The sequence below is a fragment of the Nodosilinea sp. FACHB-131 genome, from assembly GCF_014695395.1.
Lineage (GTDB): Bacteria > Cyanobacteriota > Cyanobacteriia > Phormidesmidales > Phormidesmidaceae > Nodosilinea.
The window spans coordinates 18,395-33,168 of the sequence record NZ_JACJOF010000032.1 but is presented as its reverse complement, the minus strand read 5'-3'; the positions used below and the strand labels follow the sequence as shown (position 1 = coordinate 33,168).

The window sequence follows — 14,774 nt, the reverse complement described above, 5'->3', positions numbered from 1 at the left end:
TAAATGTTGATGGCCCAAGGACAAGGTATCTAACGATAGTAGCGCTGCTCTAACCACTGTCGTAGCTCATCTTCGCCGGTAAAGTAGGTCGTCTGCCTAGAGACCGGGTCGTAGGCTTTCCAGCTTAGAGGCCTATCCCGCAGCAGCCGAATTTGAGGGGCAGTGCTGCCCGCTATGGCCGCAATCAGAGTTTTCCAGCGCTGCCACAACCACTCTCTCACCCAGGTGGGCTGAGGTGTTTGCTGGCTAACTGGATCTAATGGTGAATATGGGTGTTGGGGCAGGGGGGTGGATGCTTTCATCGCGGTTTCCTCAACGGCAATCAATAAAAGATGAAACGCAATCGTGCGAGCGCGCAGCCCGCACGACTACTTCGGGCAGACCGACCTGAGCCAGGTCTAAGCTTCGACCTGGAGGGATGGCACGATCTTGACGGGGTTGGCCAGGTTCCAGAAGTTGGGCGAGGAGGCGATCGTCGCCTCGTACATCTGCTGGAATTTCTCAGGGGTAGCGTCGCCTTTTACGGTCAGCGTCCAGCGCATATCCTGGTACCCGGCCTGGATTGATTCGTCCAGCTTGAGCAAGCCGCGCACGTCGAGGGTGCCGGTGCTGTGGATCTCCACTTTCTCTAGCCGAATGCCTTCTAGAGAGCAGTGTTCTACGAAGGTAGTCAGAATGCAGGAATTTACGCCCGCCAGCAGCACCTCTTGAGGGTTCGGTCCCATGTTGGTGCCGCCCAGTTCCTCGGGCTCGTCGATGGTGAGCGAGAAGTTGCGGGCGTAGGGCTGCCCAGCCCAGTCGAAGGAGGTCATGCGGGTGAGCGATCGCGTGCCATCTACCCAAGCCGTAGTGGCATGGAAGGCCATCTGCGCCTGGGCAGCATCTTGCTGAATGGCAGCAACTAGCTCGGTGACGCCGCTGGGGGCAAAGCCATTGATGGTGTAAGCCTGCTCGGTCGTAGTCATAATCAAACTCCTTGATTTTGGGAATAAAAACAGTCAAAGCCGTGAAATGACCGCAGCCATTTCGTTGTGTTATGGGTCGTCCGACAAAAACTCGTGGGCCAGGGCCGCAATTTGAGCAGATCCTGCCGCGCTTATGGCCTGCACGCTCTGCTCAAAGTTGGGATGGGTCATGCCCGCGATCAAAAATGCGTTCTGGTATGACCGCTCTTGAATGCGCTGCATCTCATCCCGCTCAGGGGCAGAAAAGGTGTGCGCAGTGGCCTGCACCAGGCTGGCGATGTCGAGCTGCACCTGGGCTTTAAGGCCCTGGTCGAGGTAGCGAATGATAGCGATGTAGTCGTCAATGGCGGTAGCGATGCCGCTGTCATCCATGGTTTGGGCCATCGACTCGACCATCAGAGCATCCAGTCGGGCGTGCTGGGCCTCCTCCTGCCAGTGGTGCTTCAGCAGGCTGCAAAACTGCGGGTCGAGGGCATCCTGCTGGTGACGAACGCTCTCTAAAAAGTGCCGCTGGCTCATCCACTCAATGTGCAGGGTCACCAGGGCCACACCCAGGGCGCTGTGGCTGAGCACAAAGTTGGCGATCGCCTCAGGTGGCCCAATCACCTCGCACCGGTGGCCAAATCCGGCCTCAAAGGCCGTCGCAAACTGGCGAAACAGGCGAATGTGCTTGCTCTCTTCGGCGGCAAAGCCCAGGTAAGCCTGGGTGGCCACGATGTCATAGCAGCCCAAGGCTTTGGCATGGTCAACCACCAGGGGCAGAATGAACTCTTCCACCAGCCCAAACAGGTGCAGATAGCTGTTGCTGCGGATGTGGTTGAGCGCTAGGGCCGCCTTAGCATCGAGGCCCGGAATCGCCTTGGCCTGCACCAGCGCTTCGGGCAAAAAGGGCCGAGTAAAGTCGAGGGGGCGATCGGGGCCAATCAGGTCTTCCACCTGCCAGGCTACCCGCGCGGCATCTTTGAGAATTGCTTGGTAGCTATATTTCGGAACGGTTGCTGCGGTCATTCAGATCTCCTGAAATAAACGGGGGCTGGCCATGGCTGGTCGGGTCGGTGCCCTCGGGCCGTTGGTTTAACTTGTTCTCAGGTTAGAAAAGGGGCCGTCGCCAGACCGTCGCAAAATCGTCCCGGCAGCGTCAAACGCAGGCAGGCCAAGTTCTCACCGGTAAGAACAACCGGCTCCCTAGGGTCTAATTGCCGCTGAAGTCAAAGTGCTGGCGGTGATAGCTGAAGATTCTTGTGCCCGATGGGGTGAGGCAAGTTGAATGTAAGGGCGGGCGATCGCCTAGCATCTCCCCCTGTTGCCCCCTCACCGTAGACTTCCTAGCCGACTACGTTCGCTGCGTTTAAAGGTGGCTTTGTAATGACAAGAGGGCTTCAAAATCCCACTTAGCTGACCTACTACCGCAACTCCATAGTTGCGGTTTGCTCCCAGTGCTTAAACCTCAAACCGGCTAGGAGGAAATGGCATGACTGCTACTCAACACCTGGCCACCGGCTTGAGTGGCAAAGGCGATCCCGAGCTAAGTGACCTAATCTGCTAGTATCTTGCTCTGATGTCATCCCCAGCCAACATCCGGTCTGCAAAATCGTGAAAGCTACTCAGTCCCTAGTTCGGGTTTTTCAAAGCCGCAAGATGGCGGCCATTCTGCTGTTGGGCATTGCTTCGGGGTTGCCCTACGCCCTGATGGATGACGCCTTTCGGGGCTGGATGACCAAGGCTCAGCTCGATTTGAGAACCATTGGCTGGTTCAGTCTGATTAGCCTGCCCTACTCCCTCAAATTTTTGTGGTCGCCCTTTCTCGATCGCTTCGTTCCTCCCCGGCTGGGCCGACGCCGGGGCTGGATGGTGATCGGGCAGCTGGGCCTGGTGGTGACGATCGCAATTCTCGCCCTACAGATGGCCGCGATCGCTGCTGACCCCTCGCCCACGCCAGCCTCGGTGCTGCAACTCGTCGCCCTGATCGCCCTGGGGATTACCTTTCTCAGCGCCACCCAAGACATCGCCATTGATGCCTACCGCACCGATGTGCTGGAGGAGCGTGAAATGGGGGCTGGAGCCGCTACCTACGTTTTGGGCTACCGGATCGCCATTTTGTTAACCGGAGCGATGGCTTTTATCCTGGCCGATCGCATTACCTGGCCCTGGGTCTATGGCGTGATGGCCGGGCTGATGGGGCTGGGGGTGCTGGTCTCGCTATGGGCACCGGAGCCGGTACGCACCGTGCACCCGCCCGACTCGCTGCAACAGGCGGTGGTGCAGCCCTTTGCCGAGTTTTTTAGCCGCCTGGGGGTACAGCGGACGAGCGCCGTGGTGCTGTTCATTCTGCTCTACAAGCTGGGCGACAACCTGACGGCGAAAATGGCCATTCCCTTTTTGGGCGACCAGGGGTTGGGCTTTTCGGATACCGACATTGGCACCATTCGTCAGGGGCTGGGGCTCGTGGCCACCATCGTCGGCACCCTGGCGGGCGGAGCTGCCCTCAGCCAGCTGGGCATCAACCGCTCTCTGTGGATTTTTGGCGGGCTTCAGGCTCTAAGCAATTTGGGCTATCTGATATTGGCGATCGTCGGCAAAAATTACCTGGTCATGGTGCTGGCCATCAACGTCGAAAACTTTTGCGCCGGGCTAGGGACGGCGGGTTTTGTCGGCTTTCTGATGAGCCTGTGCAATGCCCGGTTTTCGGCCACCCAGTTTGCCCTGCTCTCTAGCCTGATGGCGGTCGGGCGGGATCTGATCGCTGGCCCCGCTAGCGGCGAGATTGCCCAGCGCTTACAGCAGTTTGTGCAGAGCAACCCCAACATTGCTGCAATACCCGCTTTGGCAGGGGCTACTCAGCAGGGTTGGCCCCTATTTTTTGGCATTACGCTGCTCGCCGCCCTCCCCGGACTAATGCTGCTGCCCGTGTTTGCCCCCTGGCACGATCGCGAGGAGGTTGACTAAGGCAGTACGCTTGAAGCAAGCCGTTGCTGAAGTGCGAATATGCTCTTTCTGATCGTTGCGATCGCGCCCTGGGTGCTCTTGCTCTACGCCGTGCTGGTCATAGCGGGGGGCGTGATGGGCTATGTGAAAGCTCGCAGCAAACCCTCTCTCATTTCTGGGCTGATCAGCGGTGCAGCCTTGCTGATCGCCTGGTGGATCACCCTGAGCAACAGCTACAACGCGGGTATAGCGCTGGCCACCTGCCTGGCGATCGTGCTTCTGATCGTCTTCGGCCTGCGCTTCCGCAAGACCAATGCGTTTATGCCCGCCGGATTGATGGCGATCGTGAGTTTATTTTGCGCGGTTGTATTTGGCATTGCGCTGGCCGTTTAAGCCTGAGCTTGAGCTCAGGCTCAACTGCGATGGGGCAAAAGTGAGCTAAGGCTGACAAGAAAGGACGCTAACGTTCTGCTGAGCCAACCTACCAAGCTGTTAACGACTGGTGGACTGTGCCGCTGGATTCTTGTGGGTGTAGACTAAGGCCCATATTTTAGAATCCTTGAGAAAGTATGACCGTTCGTTGGTCAAAGACCGGCCCAATGGGGCGATCGCGCCCATGTCGTCTCTCCCGGCGGCGATTTCTGCAATTCTCAACGGCTACGGTGTCTAGTTTGGCCCTAGCGAACTGCCGACAGCCGGGTGCTAACCCCCCCGAGGCAGGCAGTAAGAAACCCCTCTACATCTACACCTGGTCTGACTACGTTGACGATGAGGTCTACGATCGCTTCACCCAGGCCACCGGCATCCCCATTGAGGTGCAGACCTACGACTCCAACGAGACCATGCTGGCGAAAATCCAGGCGGGCGGCGGGCAGCAGTTCAGCATTCTCTATCCCTCCGACTACATAGTGCAGCAGATGGTTGAGCTGGGGCTGCTGGCCACCCTCGATCACAGCCAACTGGTTGGTCTAGACGACCTGCGCGGCCCCTGGCAAAGCCCCACCTACGACCCCAACAACGCCCACAGCATCCCGCTTAGCTGGGGCACCACCGGGCTGATCTATGACACCACTCAGCTCAGCCCACCTCCCACCGACTGGGCTTATCTGTGGGAGCAGCAAGCCGCCCTCACCAGCAGGCTCACCCTACTCGACGACGTCCGCGAAACCCTGGGGGCAACCCTGGCCTCGCTGGGCTATTCCTATAACACAACTGACCCTGGGCAGATTGAAGCCGCCTTTAAGCGGTTGCAGGAGCTGAAACCGGCGATCGCACAGTTCGCTAGCTTTGGTTGGGAAGACTCGCTCATTGCTGGCGATCTCGCCCTCTGCATGACCTACTCGCACCTGGGCAACGCCCTCCCCGCCGAGCACCCCAACCTGCGCTACGTCATCCCCACTTCTGGCAGCTCCCTCTGGACCGATACGATCGCGATTCCCAAAGATGCACCGAACCCAGAGACCGCCTACGCCTGGCTCAACTTCATGCTGGAACCTGAGAATGCCGCCTTTGCCGTGCAGAAGCTCGGCTTTGCCACCCCTAGCCAGTCGGCGTTTGACCTGCTGCCCGCCGAACTGCAAGATAGCGAAACCCTGTTTCCGCCAGAGTCGGTCCTTGCCAGCTGCGAGGGCATTGTCCCCTTAGATACGGCCACCGCTGATCTATTCGATCGCTACTGGACTGAGTTGACGAGCGCTTAGCGGTGTATTAAGACCGGTGCCTTTGCAATGCCAAGCCATCGGCTACAGGCAGAAGGGACCGGGCCTCTCCAAAAGGGATTCACGCGCTGATCAGCGGCGTCGCCTTGGCCTGAAAGTTCGCATTCACCAGCGCATTCACCGCCGCCTCAGGATCTTTGACGCGAAACTGCGCCCCCAGCCGCACAAACTGCCGCTGCTGGTTGCCGCCAATCACCGCAATCACCGGCACCCGTGCATACTTAGGGTCATCGCCCTGGTTGTTGCGAATCACGTTGCGCAGACGGTGCTGCTGCTCGATGTCGCCCGCTAGGCGCGGGTCTAGCTCCACCATCACCATGCGCACATCTTCGATCGATTCAGCATCGTCAATGATGAACTGGACGCGATCGTCGCGGCGATCGACCTTGCCCCAGATCATCAACCGCTTGTCGGCGACAATGTGCTGCCCAATGCGCTCAAAGGATTTGGGAAAGACCACAGCTTCCGACTGCCCGGTGAGGTCTTCGAGCTGAACGATCGCCATCCGGTCCCCCTTCTTCGTCACCACCGGCTTGACGCTGGCCAAGATCACGATCGCACTCAGGGTCACGTTATCCGGCTGCTCGTGCAGCTCCGCTAGGTTGATCGGGGCCAACACCCGCGCCGAGCGCTGCACCGACTTGAGCGGGTGGTCAGAGATGTAGAAACCCAGCAGTTCTTTCTCCTGCCGCAGCTTTTCCTGGGCCTCAAAGTCGGCCACCAGCGGTGCTTTAGGCGCAGTTTCGTAGCCCGCCGAAGGCGTAGGGCTTTGGGTGTCGCCGCCGCCCATCATCATGTCAAACAGGTTGCCCTGGCCAATTTCGCGATCCTTCGCCCGGCCCTGGGCCCAGTCGATCACCAGCTCTAGATCCTGCATGAGCTGGTTGCGGTTGGGGTCAAGCTTGTCGAGAGCACCGGCTAGAATCAGCGATTCTAAAGCGCGACGGTTGACGGAATGCAGGTCGACGCGATCGCACAGTTCCGCCAGCGATTTAAACGGCCCCTCTGCTTCGCGGTTCTTCAGAATGCACTCGATCGCCCCCAGGCCCACGTTGCGCACCGCTGAGAGGCCAAACAAAATGCTCTTGCCCTCGGGGGTGAAGTCGACCAGCGATCGGTTGATATCTGGCGGCAGCACCTCAATGCCCATGGCGATGCAGTTGCCGATGTGCATCTGCACCTTGTCCTGATCGCCGCTGTTGGAGGTCAACAGCGCCGCCATATACTCCACCGGGTAGTTGGCCTTCAGGTAGGCGGTCTGAAATGTGACGAACCCGTAGGCGGTGGAGTGCGACTTGTTGAAGCAATATTCGGCAAACTTCACCATCTGGTCCCAGAGTTCTGTCGCCACTTTTTTGCCGACGCCTTTCTGCATCGCGCCGCTGACGAAGTTCTCCTGGTGCTTGAGCATTTCCGACATTTTCTTTTTACCCATGGCCCGCCGCAGCAAGTCGGCCTGGCCGAGGGAGTAACCGCCCATATCCTGGGCAATTTTCATGATCTGCTCCTGGTAGACCATGATGCCGTAGGTCTCGCTCAGAATCGGCTTCAGAATTTCGTCGGCAAAGTCGATTTTCTCGCGCCCGTGCTTGCGGTTGATGAATTTGGGAATCAGCCCCGCATCTAGCGGTCCCGGCCGGTAGAGAGCTAGTACTGAGGAAATGTCCTCTAGACCCGAGGGCTTGAGGTCCTTCACGATCTGACGCATGCCGGAAGATTCCAGCTGAAATACACCGCCCAAATCGCCGCGCTCCAGCAGCTTATAGGTGGCGGGGTCATCCATGGGCAGATCGTCGGGGTCAATTTTGGTGCCGTGGGTCGCCTCGATTAGCTCCAGGGTTTTTTGGATCATGGTCAGGTTGCGCAGGCCCAAGAAGTCCATCTTCAGCAGACCCAGCGCTTCCACATCTTCCATGTAGTACTGGGTGATCACCTGGCCGTCGTTGTTGCGCTGGAGGGGGACGATTTCGTCGAGGGGGTCTTTAGAGATCACCACCCCGGCGGCGTGCATGCCGAAGGTTTTGTTGGTGCCCTCGATGCGCAGGGCCATGTCGATCCAGCGGCGGGTTTGGGGGTCGTTGTCGTACTTTTCTTTGAACTCTGGGGCGGGGGTGTCGTCGGAGATCATCACCTTCAGCTTGGTGGGCTTGCCCCGGGCGACAGGAATCAGCTTCGCCATCCGATCTGACTCGGCGTAGGGAATATCCAGCACTCGCGCCACATCCTTGAGCACCGCCTTAGAGGTCATGCGGTTGAAGGTGATGATCTGGGCCACTCGCTCCTCGCCGTAGCGGCGGGTGACGTATTTGATCACCTCGTCGCGGCGATCGATGCAGAAGTCGGTGTCAATATCCGGCATCGACTTGCGCTCGGGGTTCAAAAAGCGCTCGAACAGCAGGCCGTGGTGGATGGGGTCGATGTTGGTGATTTCCATGGCGTAGGCCACCAAGGAGCCCGCCGCCGAGCCCCGACCAGGGCCAACGGGAATGTTGTTGTCGCGAGCAAAGCGGATGTAGTCCCACACCACCAAAAAGTAGGTAGGAAAGCCCATCTGGATCATCATCTCGATTTCGTATTCGAGGCGATCGCGGTACTCCTGCTCAATTTCCTCGTAGCGGGCCACTTTCATCCGTTTAATCAGCCCTTCCTTGGCCACATGCCCCATGTATGCCCCCGCGTCTTCGTTGAACTCAGCGGGAATGGGGAAGTCGGGAATGCGCGACTGGCCGAGGATGCCGGTGTAGTCTTCGATTTTGTCGGCGACTTCCAGGGTGTTGGCGATCGATTCCTCAATTACCTCCGGCTCAATGTGGTCGCGGAACAGCTGCCGCATCTCATCGGCGGATTTCAGATACTCAGTGCCGCTGTAGCGCAGCCGCTTATCTTCGGTCAGCAGCTTGCCGGTCTGAATGCACAGCAGGGCGTCGTGGGCCTCCACATCGTTGCAGGAGATGTAGTGAGAGTCGTTGGTGCAGATGACTTTTATATCCATCTCGCGGGCGATCTTCAGCAGCTCCACGTTTACCACCCGGTCCTCGGGGGAGCCGTGGTCCTGAATTTCGAGGTAGTAGTCTTCGCCGAAGAGGTCTTTGTACCACTGAGCCACCTTGCGGGCGACATCGGGCCGCTTCTGCAAAATTGCCTGGGGCACCTCGCCACCGAGGCAGGCGCTAGTGACGATCAGCCCCTCGTGGTACTGCTCTAGCAAATCTTTGTTGATGCAGGGGCGCGAAAAAATGCCCTTGCCCTGCACCCCCTGTAGGTGGGAGATCGTGGTGAGCTTGACTAGGTTTTTGTAGCCCTGAGTATTTTTGGCCAGCACCACCTGGTGGTAGCGGGGACGGCGCTGCTGCTGTGAAATGTCACCGTTGATCAGATACATCTCGTTGCCGATGATCGGCTTGATGCCCGCCCCTTTACAGACCTTGATCAGCTCGATCGCGCCATACATGACGCCGTGGTCGGTGAGGGCGATCGCGGGCATGCCCAGTTCCTTAGCCCGCTCTACCAGCTGGGGCAGCTGACTGGCCCCATCGAGCAGGCTATAGGCACTGTGGACGTGAAGACCAACAAAGGACATAGCGCCGCGATATAATAGTACAATTTTACTGTATTGGGGGCCTGTGGGCTAGATTTTTCTAACCTGAGGTCGTCCAAGCTGCTCCTAAGGTTAGCGGATTTGCGGATTTTATAGAACTACATCTAGCGAATTTCTAGGAAATACAGAAATCTAAACCGCCATATGTGGCGTGTACCCGACGGGCTGGCGGAAACAGGTTACAGGTCAATATTGACTAGGTTGGCTGTGACAATCCCTAGCGGCTGAGGGTTTGAGGTGTACGGTTCAGGGCCGGTTGGAACCCGTAACTCTGAGTCCTACTCACCTGTCATATTTGGCCTGGCTGACCATTAGCTGAGATAACCCAATTGTCTCAACCTCGTCTGACATCCCTAGAGATGCTCTTGAGGAAGCTGCCTAAGGTGTGTCCAAGGCAATGGCATCTAGTTTGAGTCCTCTTAGGGACCGGCTTGCGATCGCTACTTTTGTCGCTGCAACAAATAAAGCTAGCGGCAAAGGCTCAAGTTTGCAGCTAGGTAGATAGACTTGATTCTGAAGTCCATTTGAGTAGAGAGACTAATTTGATCAGCTCACAGACTGATATGGCTTGGCTGGCACAGCGCTTCAATGGGTAATGTCAAGCTGATACTAAAGCTTTTACAGGGCTTGGTTCGTTTAGCACAACGGCAGCTCTCAAAGATTTTCAGACGGTCTTGGGTGCGGTGGTATATGCGTCTGGGCCATGGCACTAAAGGTGCGTTCTATGGCTTGATCGGTCTGTTCGCCCTCAGCGATATTGTTCACGACCGGCCAATAGTATCGGGTAGCGAGGCGGTGCTTGCTGATCTAGAGCGTTGGCCTCTAGGCAGCGCGATACTTGGGCTACTGTCGTTTGGTCTTTTCGGATACGCCCTGTGGCGTCTGATACAGGCGAGTATCAACCCGGGTGAGGCAGAAGCGTTGAGCGTCCGCCAGGTGCTACAGCGCTGCGGCTATGTTGTCAGTGGTCTAACCTATCTAGGCGTTGCTCAGAGCGCTGCTAAACTGGCCCTCAACTTAGCTGTCGATTTTGACGACACGATAGAGGATTTGGCCTCCGTTCTGTTTGAGCGAGAAGTGGGGCCCTGGATGCTTTTGGGCGTTGGTCTTGGGGTCATAGCGGTGGGTTGCCTCTATATTTACGGGGCAGTTTCCGGTGGCTACATCAATGACTTTCATCGAGACCTCTCTCGCCCCATCCGGCGATGGGCCATAGTCATCGGCAAAGTTGGCATCACGGCTCGCGGGGTTGGTTTCGTTTTAATTGGGGCATACCTGATCAAAGCCGCCTATCTGGTTGACGATAAGTCTGCTGGTGGGCTTGGCAATGTGTTCGACGAGCTAGACGAAGAATTTTTAGGCGAATATTGGCTGGGCGCGATCGCATTTGGCTTTTTGGCCTACGCCGTCTATATGCTGATTGCAGCCTGTTATCGCCAGTTTCCGACGTTCAACCCTCCCGCTAGGATTAAGAGGAACTAATCTCTGCGAATTGTGGATATCATCAATCTTCAACTCTGCGGAAGCTTGCTGGCGATCGCTGTAGATATGCCCTGACAAACAATGCTATGAACTGTCACCACAGCACATTGCCTGAGTTGACTTTACTGCACGATGTTGAGCGATAAAATCTTTTAGAAAAGCTAGAAGCATCGACCGAAAAGGTCGATATACAAATACGCCTATGGGTAAGCAATTAGCTATGCTACGGCGACGCGGATGGAATAAGCGGTATTGGCTGGCGCTCCTGCTGTTAATAGTTGCGGGTCTGCTCACGCACATTAGCTTTTGGTTTATACCCGCCGCCGATTTGATGGGCCAAGATATTTACTACATTTGGCTAGAAGGCAAGAGAATTATTGCTGGAGAAAATCCCTACGCCAGAGTTTTGGCCAGCGACATGAGGGATAACGACAAATACGCCACCTACTTTCCCTTAGCCTATCTCTTCTCCGCATTAGTCCAAAAGCTTGGGTTTCCGGAATTTTTAGACTGGCTCTATCTGTGGCGACCTCTTTCGTTTGCGTTTCACCTGGGCATAGTCGCCTTAGCACTGAAATATTTCTATGCGCGAGGTCTGTGGCTGCTCGGCTTTGCTGCCTCCGCCGTTCTCCTACTGGGCCGTTGGAGCGTCTACATCACAAGGGTTCACCACCTTGAATTCGCAGCCGTCTTTTTCTTATTGCTCTCTTTAGTTCTCTTAACAGAAAAACCAAGGCTGTCATTACTGTCCTTTAGCATTTCCCTAGGGATCAAACAGATTGCGATCTTTCTGCTGCCTCTTTACCTGGTTTATATTTGGAGAAATAGCACTAAAGGTAAGCGAATTCAAGAGGTGGGCCTGGGCCTTTTAATTATTTTAAGTGTTCCAGTTTTAACTTCGCTGCCGTTTCTACTTTGGGACGGGGAAGGATTTTTGAAATCCATTCTTTTTTCGGCCACTCGCGCGGGAAGTTCACACATTGAAGGTGCGCCTTCCCTGGATGTGATTTTCTCTCAGAGCTTGCCTTGGCTAGTGGGCCTGAAGGCCAAGCTGCTGATGTTGTTGTTGATGGGTCTTGTTTATTTAAGCTTTTGGAAAGAAAGGATTACTATCTTGGCTTCCTGCGCTGTGGTAATGATGGTATTTCTTTATTTCAACTCAGTGCTATTTCTACAGTATTTTCTGTGGCCTTTGAGTTTGACGCTGTTGGCTTTGGTTGAACTAATACCACCTTTGCCACCACAAAATCCTGCGAGAATTGATAGCAACAACCTCTAGAAAACGACATTCAGGAAATAGCTATTCCGCCTTTGAAACTGCTCCAGAATTGTAGGCAGCCCAAGTTTGGCGCAGCCAGGGAAGAATCTCGCGCGGGTAGAGTAGCCAGGTGCGTTCATAGGGCTGGCTAAGGGCCTGCACCAGGGGCGAAATATCTTTGATGTCTGTAAACACGTTGTCGCTGTGTAAGCAAATGCCTTCGTTGTAGGTGGTGTACCCTCGGCTCCAACTGCGGCGCAGGCCGCTGTAGTTTTCGCCGCTGTAACCCTGCTGCTCTAAATGGGTGCGCAGGGTGTGGAGCAAGTCATGCTGCTGCTCTGTCGAGAGCCGGGTGATCTCCAACGTCTTGAGCAGGTCGCGATCGAGGTAGCGGCGGCACAGGTCAGCTAGCAGCGGGTCGGGGCTGTGCCGCCACCGTTGGAGGTGATACGTAAACACAATATCGTCCCCGGCCAGGTAAGTCTCTAAAGACAAAGGCCGATCGGGAGTGAGCAGCCAGGCGGTCACCGTCGGATCGGCCTCTAGCTTGCCAACGAGCAAATCGGCTCTGGCCCGCTCAAAGGCCCGCTCTAGTAGCCAGGTGACGGAGATATTTTTGGGGTGGTTGTATACCTGCACATACATAAAGTGGCGCACCACCAGGTAGTGCTCGATCGCAGATAAGCCCTTGTGGGCCACCACTAGACGACCGCTCTGGGACTCAAACCGCAGGGCCATGAGAATGCGATCGAGATCGAGCTGACCGTAGCTGGCCCCAGTGAAGTAGCTATCGCGCAGCAGGTAGTCGAGGCGATCGCAATCCAACTGACTCGACACCAGCTGCCACACCAGCGCGATCGGATGCTCGTGGGTGTAAACCTGGTCCACCGCCGCCGCCAGTCCCTCCGAGTGTGCCTCTAGGGCATCGTGAATCTCCGGCAGCTCGCGAATGATGCGCCGAGTCCACTGCTCGTGCTGAAGGCCAAACACCTCCTCGGCGGTGTGGCTAAAGGGGCCGTGGCCAATGTCGTGGAGCAGAGCCGCCACCAGCACCGTGGCCCGGTAGGGAGCCAGATCAGGGTAGCGGCGCTGGATCTGGTCAAAGGCACGACGGGCGATCGCCATCACCCCCAGGGAATGGGTAAAGCGCGAGCTTTCGGCCCCGTGGAAGGTGAGGCTGGCCGGGCCAAGCTGGCGAATCCGCCGCAGCCGTTGAAACGCTGGGGTATCGATCAGCTGGGTCAGCAGCGCCTCATCAGGATCGCTAGCGTGCAGCGTAATCGCGCCGTGGAGCGGGTCGTGGTACGAGCGGCTAGCCTTAAGTGGCCCTTCCTGGGGTAAGGATTTAGGACGCACTGGCTAGGACCGTGGCTTGACTTAGCATTTCTAGCGCGGCCTGGTACTGGGGATCGGCGTCGGTAGCTACGGTGTCGCGGTTGAGGGGCACGCTGGCGACGATGCGATCGGGCTGAATACCCAGTTTGTTGATGTCGTGGTGGTCTGGGGTTTCGTATTTAGCCACAGTCACCGCCAGCCCCGCCCCGTCTGATAGGTCAAACAGCGACTGAATCAGCCCTTTGCCAAAGGTGGTGCTGCCCACTAAAGTAGCCCGGCCATTGTCCTGCAGCGCCCCAGCCAAAATTTCGCTGGCGCTGGCAGTGCCCTCATTGACCAGCACCACCAAGGGGGCATCGGTAATCGCTTGGCCAAACGCCTCGAAGCTGTCTAAGATGCCCTGACGGTTGACTGTGTAGACAATCGTGCCCTGGGGCAACCATAGCCGAGCAATTTCGATGCCGGCCTGCAATAGCCCACCGGGGTTATTGCGCAAATCGAGCAGATAACCCTCAGCCCCTTGCTCGGCCAAGGTTCGAATCGCGGCGGCTACCTTCTCAGACGCATTGCCGTTGAACTGACTGAGCCGCAGGTAGCCCACCTGCTGGCCCGCTGGCGTTGTCTTAAGCGCCGCTACCACGGGGTTGAGGGTAATCACATCGCGGGTCAGAGAAACCTGACGAGCCGTGGTCTCATCGGGGTGGCGCAGTTGCAGGGTAACGGTGGTGCCACGCTGACCCCGCATCCGAGCGGCGGCCTCGTCCAGCGTCAGCTCTGTGGTGGCCACACCATCGATCTCCAGTACCACATCCTGAGGTTGAATGCCCGCCTGCTCCGCCGGAGACCCTTCAATGGGGGCAATCACTCGCAGCCAGCCAGGTTGCTCATCCTTAGAAATTTGCAGCCCTACTCCAGTCAACGCTCCAGCGGTGCTGGTTTGCAAACTGCGGTACTGCTCGGGGGGCAGCAGCCGAGTGTAGGGGTCTTCTAGCCCAGCCAGCATATCTTGAATGGCCTGGTAGGTATCGTCTCGACTGGCTAGGGCGCGATCGAGGGCTCGCTGGCGAGTAAACCACCAGTTTTGGTGGTTGAAGGTGTCGTCTACGTAAGCTCGGTTCACAATGCGCCACACCTCTGCCACCAAATTCTGCTCCTCGGTGAGGGCAAAGGCAGGGCCTGCTGACACCCCGCCGACCACTAGCCCCATCAGGCAAAGGCTAAGAATAGAAAGACGCAATAGGGGTTTAATCATAAACGCAGGCAGAGGCAGGCAATGGATTGCAGATGAACGGACTGTGGTGTTGACCGGCGTTTCTAGCTCATAGAGAGCCTGGGTTAAGGATCGACGATATCCCTAGCCATTCAGTCAGCGCTTCACATTAGTTTATTCTGATCATTTTTTTACTGATTGCGCCTAACCGGCAGAGATAGCGTTTCCTCACCGGGTTCGTCGAACTTCGTAGGGAGCAGTTGTTTAGCTGGCTCTACGTCAC

The 14,774-nt window shown here is 56.8% G+C and carries 11 protein-coding genes; 5 read left to right on the top strand and 6 right to left on the bottom strand.

The annotated features are described in order from the left end of the window. Positions 1-29 precede the first annotated feature (29 nt). From H6F75_RS21670 to H6F75_RS21660, 3 genes are all read right to left on the bottom strand, one after another. Entirely contained in the window at positions 30-302 is a 273-nt protein-coding gene (locus tag H6F75_RS21670; protein WP_190754525.1) for a hypothetical protein, read from the bottom strand. Between the two features lie 96 nt (positions 303-398). Next, positions 399-965 (bottom strand): OsmC family protein, encoded by a 567-nt coding sequence (locus H6F75_RS21665; RefSeq protein ID WP_190754524.1) that lies wholly within the window; start codon positions 963-965, stop codon positions 399-401. A gap of 69 nt (positions 966-1,034) precedes the next feature. After that, positions 1,035-1,973, bottom strand: a complete 939-nt coding sequence (locus tag H6F75_RS21660; RefSeq protein ID WP_190754523.1) for a hypothetical protein — start codon at positions 1,971-1,973, stop codon at positions 1,035-1,037. Between the two features lie 585 nt (positions 1,974-2,558). Here H6F75_RS21660 and H6F75_RS21655 point away from each other — a divergent pair. The 3 genes from H6F75_RS21655 (at position 2,559) to H6F75_RS21645 (ending at position 5,590) form a co-directional block, all read left to right on the top strand. Beyond that, on the top strand, positions 2,559-3,911 hold the full coding sequence (locus H6F75_RS21655) for an MFS transporter (RefSeq protein WP_190754522.1): 1,353 nt from the start codon (positions 2,559-2,561) through the stop codon (positions 3,909-3,911). A 39-nt stretch (positions 3,912-3,950) separates the two neighbouring features. Continuing rightward, positions 3,951-4,283 carry a TMEM14 family protein gene (locus tag H6F75_RS21650; RefSeq protein ID WP_190754521.1) on the top strand — a complete coding sequence of 111 codons (333 nt, stop codon included), beginning with the start codon at positions 3,951-3,953 and terminating at the stop codon, positions 4,281-4,283. 176 nt (positions 4,284-4,459) lie between these two features. Continuing rightward, the gene (locus tag H6F75_RS21645; RefSeq protein ID WP_242020265.1) at positions 4,460-5,590 is read left to right on the top strand and encodes a spermidine/putrescine ABC transporter substrate-binding protein; all 1,131 of its coding nucleotides are present in this window, start codon (positions 4,460-4,462) and stop codon (positions 5,588-5,590) included. Between the two features lie 79 nt (positions 5,591-5,669). Here the strand turns inward: H6F75_RS21645 and H6F75_RS21640 are convergent, their stop codons facing one another. Further along, positions 5,670-9,188 (bottom strand): DNA polymerase III subunit alpha, encoded by a 3,519-nt coding sequence (locus H6F75_RS21640; RefSeq protein ID WP_190754520.1) that lies wholly within the window; start codon positions 9,186-9,188, stop codon positions 5,670-5,672. A 708-nt stretch (positions 9,189-9,896) separates the two neighbouring features. Here H6F75_RS21640 and H6F75_RS21635 point away from each other — a divergent pair. Then, positions 9,897-10,688, top strand: coding sequence for a DUF1206 domain-containing protein (locus H6F75_RS21635; RefSeq protein WP_190754519.1), 792 nt, complete (start codon positions 9,897-9,899; stop codon positions 10,686-10,688). Positions 10,689-10,890: 202 nt separating this feature from the next. Next, positions 10,891-11,967, top strand: coding sequence for a hypothetical protein (locus H6F75_RS21630; protein ID WP_242020264.1), 1,077 nt, complete (start codon positions 10,891-10,893; stop codon positions 11,965-11,967). Positions 11,968-11,988: 21 nt separating this feature from the next. Here H6F75_RS21630 and H6F75_RS21625 read toward each other — a convergent pair whose 3' ends face one another. Continuing rightward, complete coding sequence (locus H6F75_RS21625; protein ID WP_190754518.1) at positions 11,989-13,302, bottom strand: HD domain-containing protein; 1,314 nt, start codon at positions 13,300-13,302, stop codon at positions 11,989-11,991. After that, positions 13,292-14,533 (bottom strand): carboxyl-terminal processing protease CtpA, encoded by a 1,242-nt coding sequence (ctpA, locus tag H6F75_RS21620; protein WP_190754517.1) that lies wholly within the window; start codon positions 14,531-14,533, stop codon positions 13,292-13,294. The genes H6F75_RS21625 and ctpA overlap by 11 nt, the downstream gene beginning before the upstream one ends. Positions 14,534-14,774: the final 241 nt, after the last annotated feature.

What these genes read in the sequence shown, in the direction of transcription:
- H6F75_RS21670 (WP_190754525.1), bottom strand. Translation starts at nt 302, where the DNA reads ATGAAAGCATCCACCCCCCTGCCCCAACACCCATATTCACCATTAGAT.
- H6F75_RS21665 (WP_190754524.1), bottom strand. Translation starts at nt 965, where the DNA reads ATGACTACGACCGAGCAGGCTTACACCATCAATGGCTTTGCCCCCAGC.
- H6F75_RS21660 (WP_190754523.1), bottom strand. Translation starts at nt 1,973, where the DNA reads ATGACCGCAGCAACCGTTCCGAAATATAGCTACCAAGCAATTCTCAAA.
- H6F75_RS21650 (WP_190754521.1), top strand. Translation starts at nt 3,951, where the DNA reads ATGCTCTTTCTGATCGTTGCGATCGCGCCCTGGGTGCTCTTGCTCTAC.
- H6F75_RS21645 (WP_242020265.1), top strand. Translation starts at nt 4,460, where the DNA reads ATGACCGTTCGTTGGTCAAAGACCGGCCCAATGGGGCGATCGCGCCCA.
- H6F75_RS21640 (WP_190754520.1), bottom strand. Translation starts at nt 9,188, where the DNA reads ATGTCCTTTGTTGGTCTTCACGTCCACAGTGCCTATAGCCTGCTCGAT.
- H6F75_RS21635 (WP_190754519.1), top strand. Translation starts at nt 9,897, where the DNA reads ATGCGTCTGGGCCATGGCACTAAAGGTGCGTTCTATGGCTTGATCGGT.
- H6F75_RS21630 (WP_242020264.1), top strand. Translation starts at nt 10,891, where the DNA reads ATGGGTAAGCAATTAGCTATGCTACGGCGACGCGGATGGAATAAGCGG.
- ctpA (WP_190754517.1), bottom strand. Translation starts at nt 14,533, where the DNA reads ATGATTAAACCCCTATTGCGTCTTTCTATTCTTAGCCTTTGCCTGATG.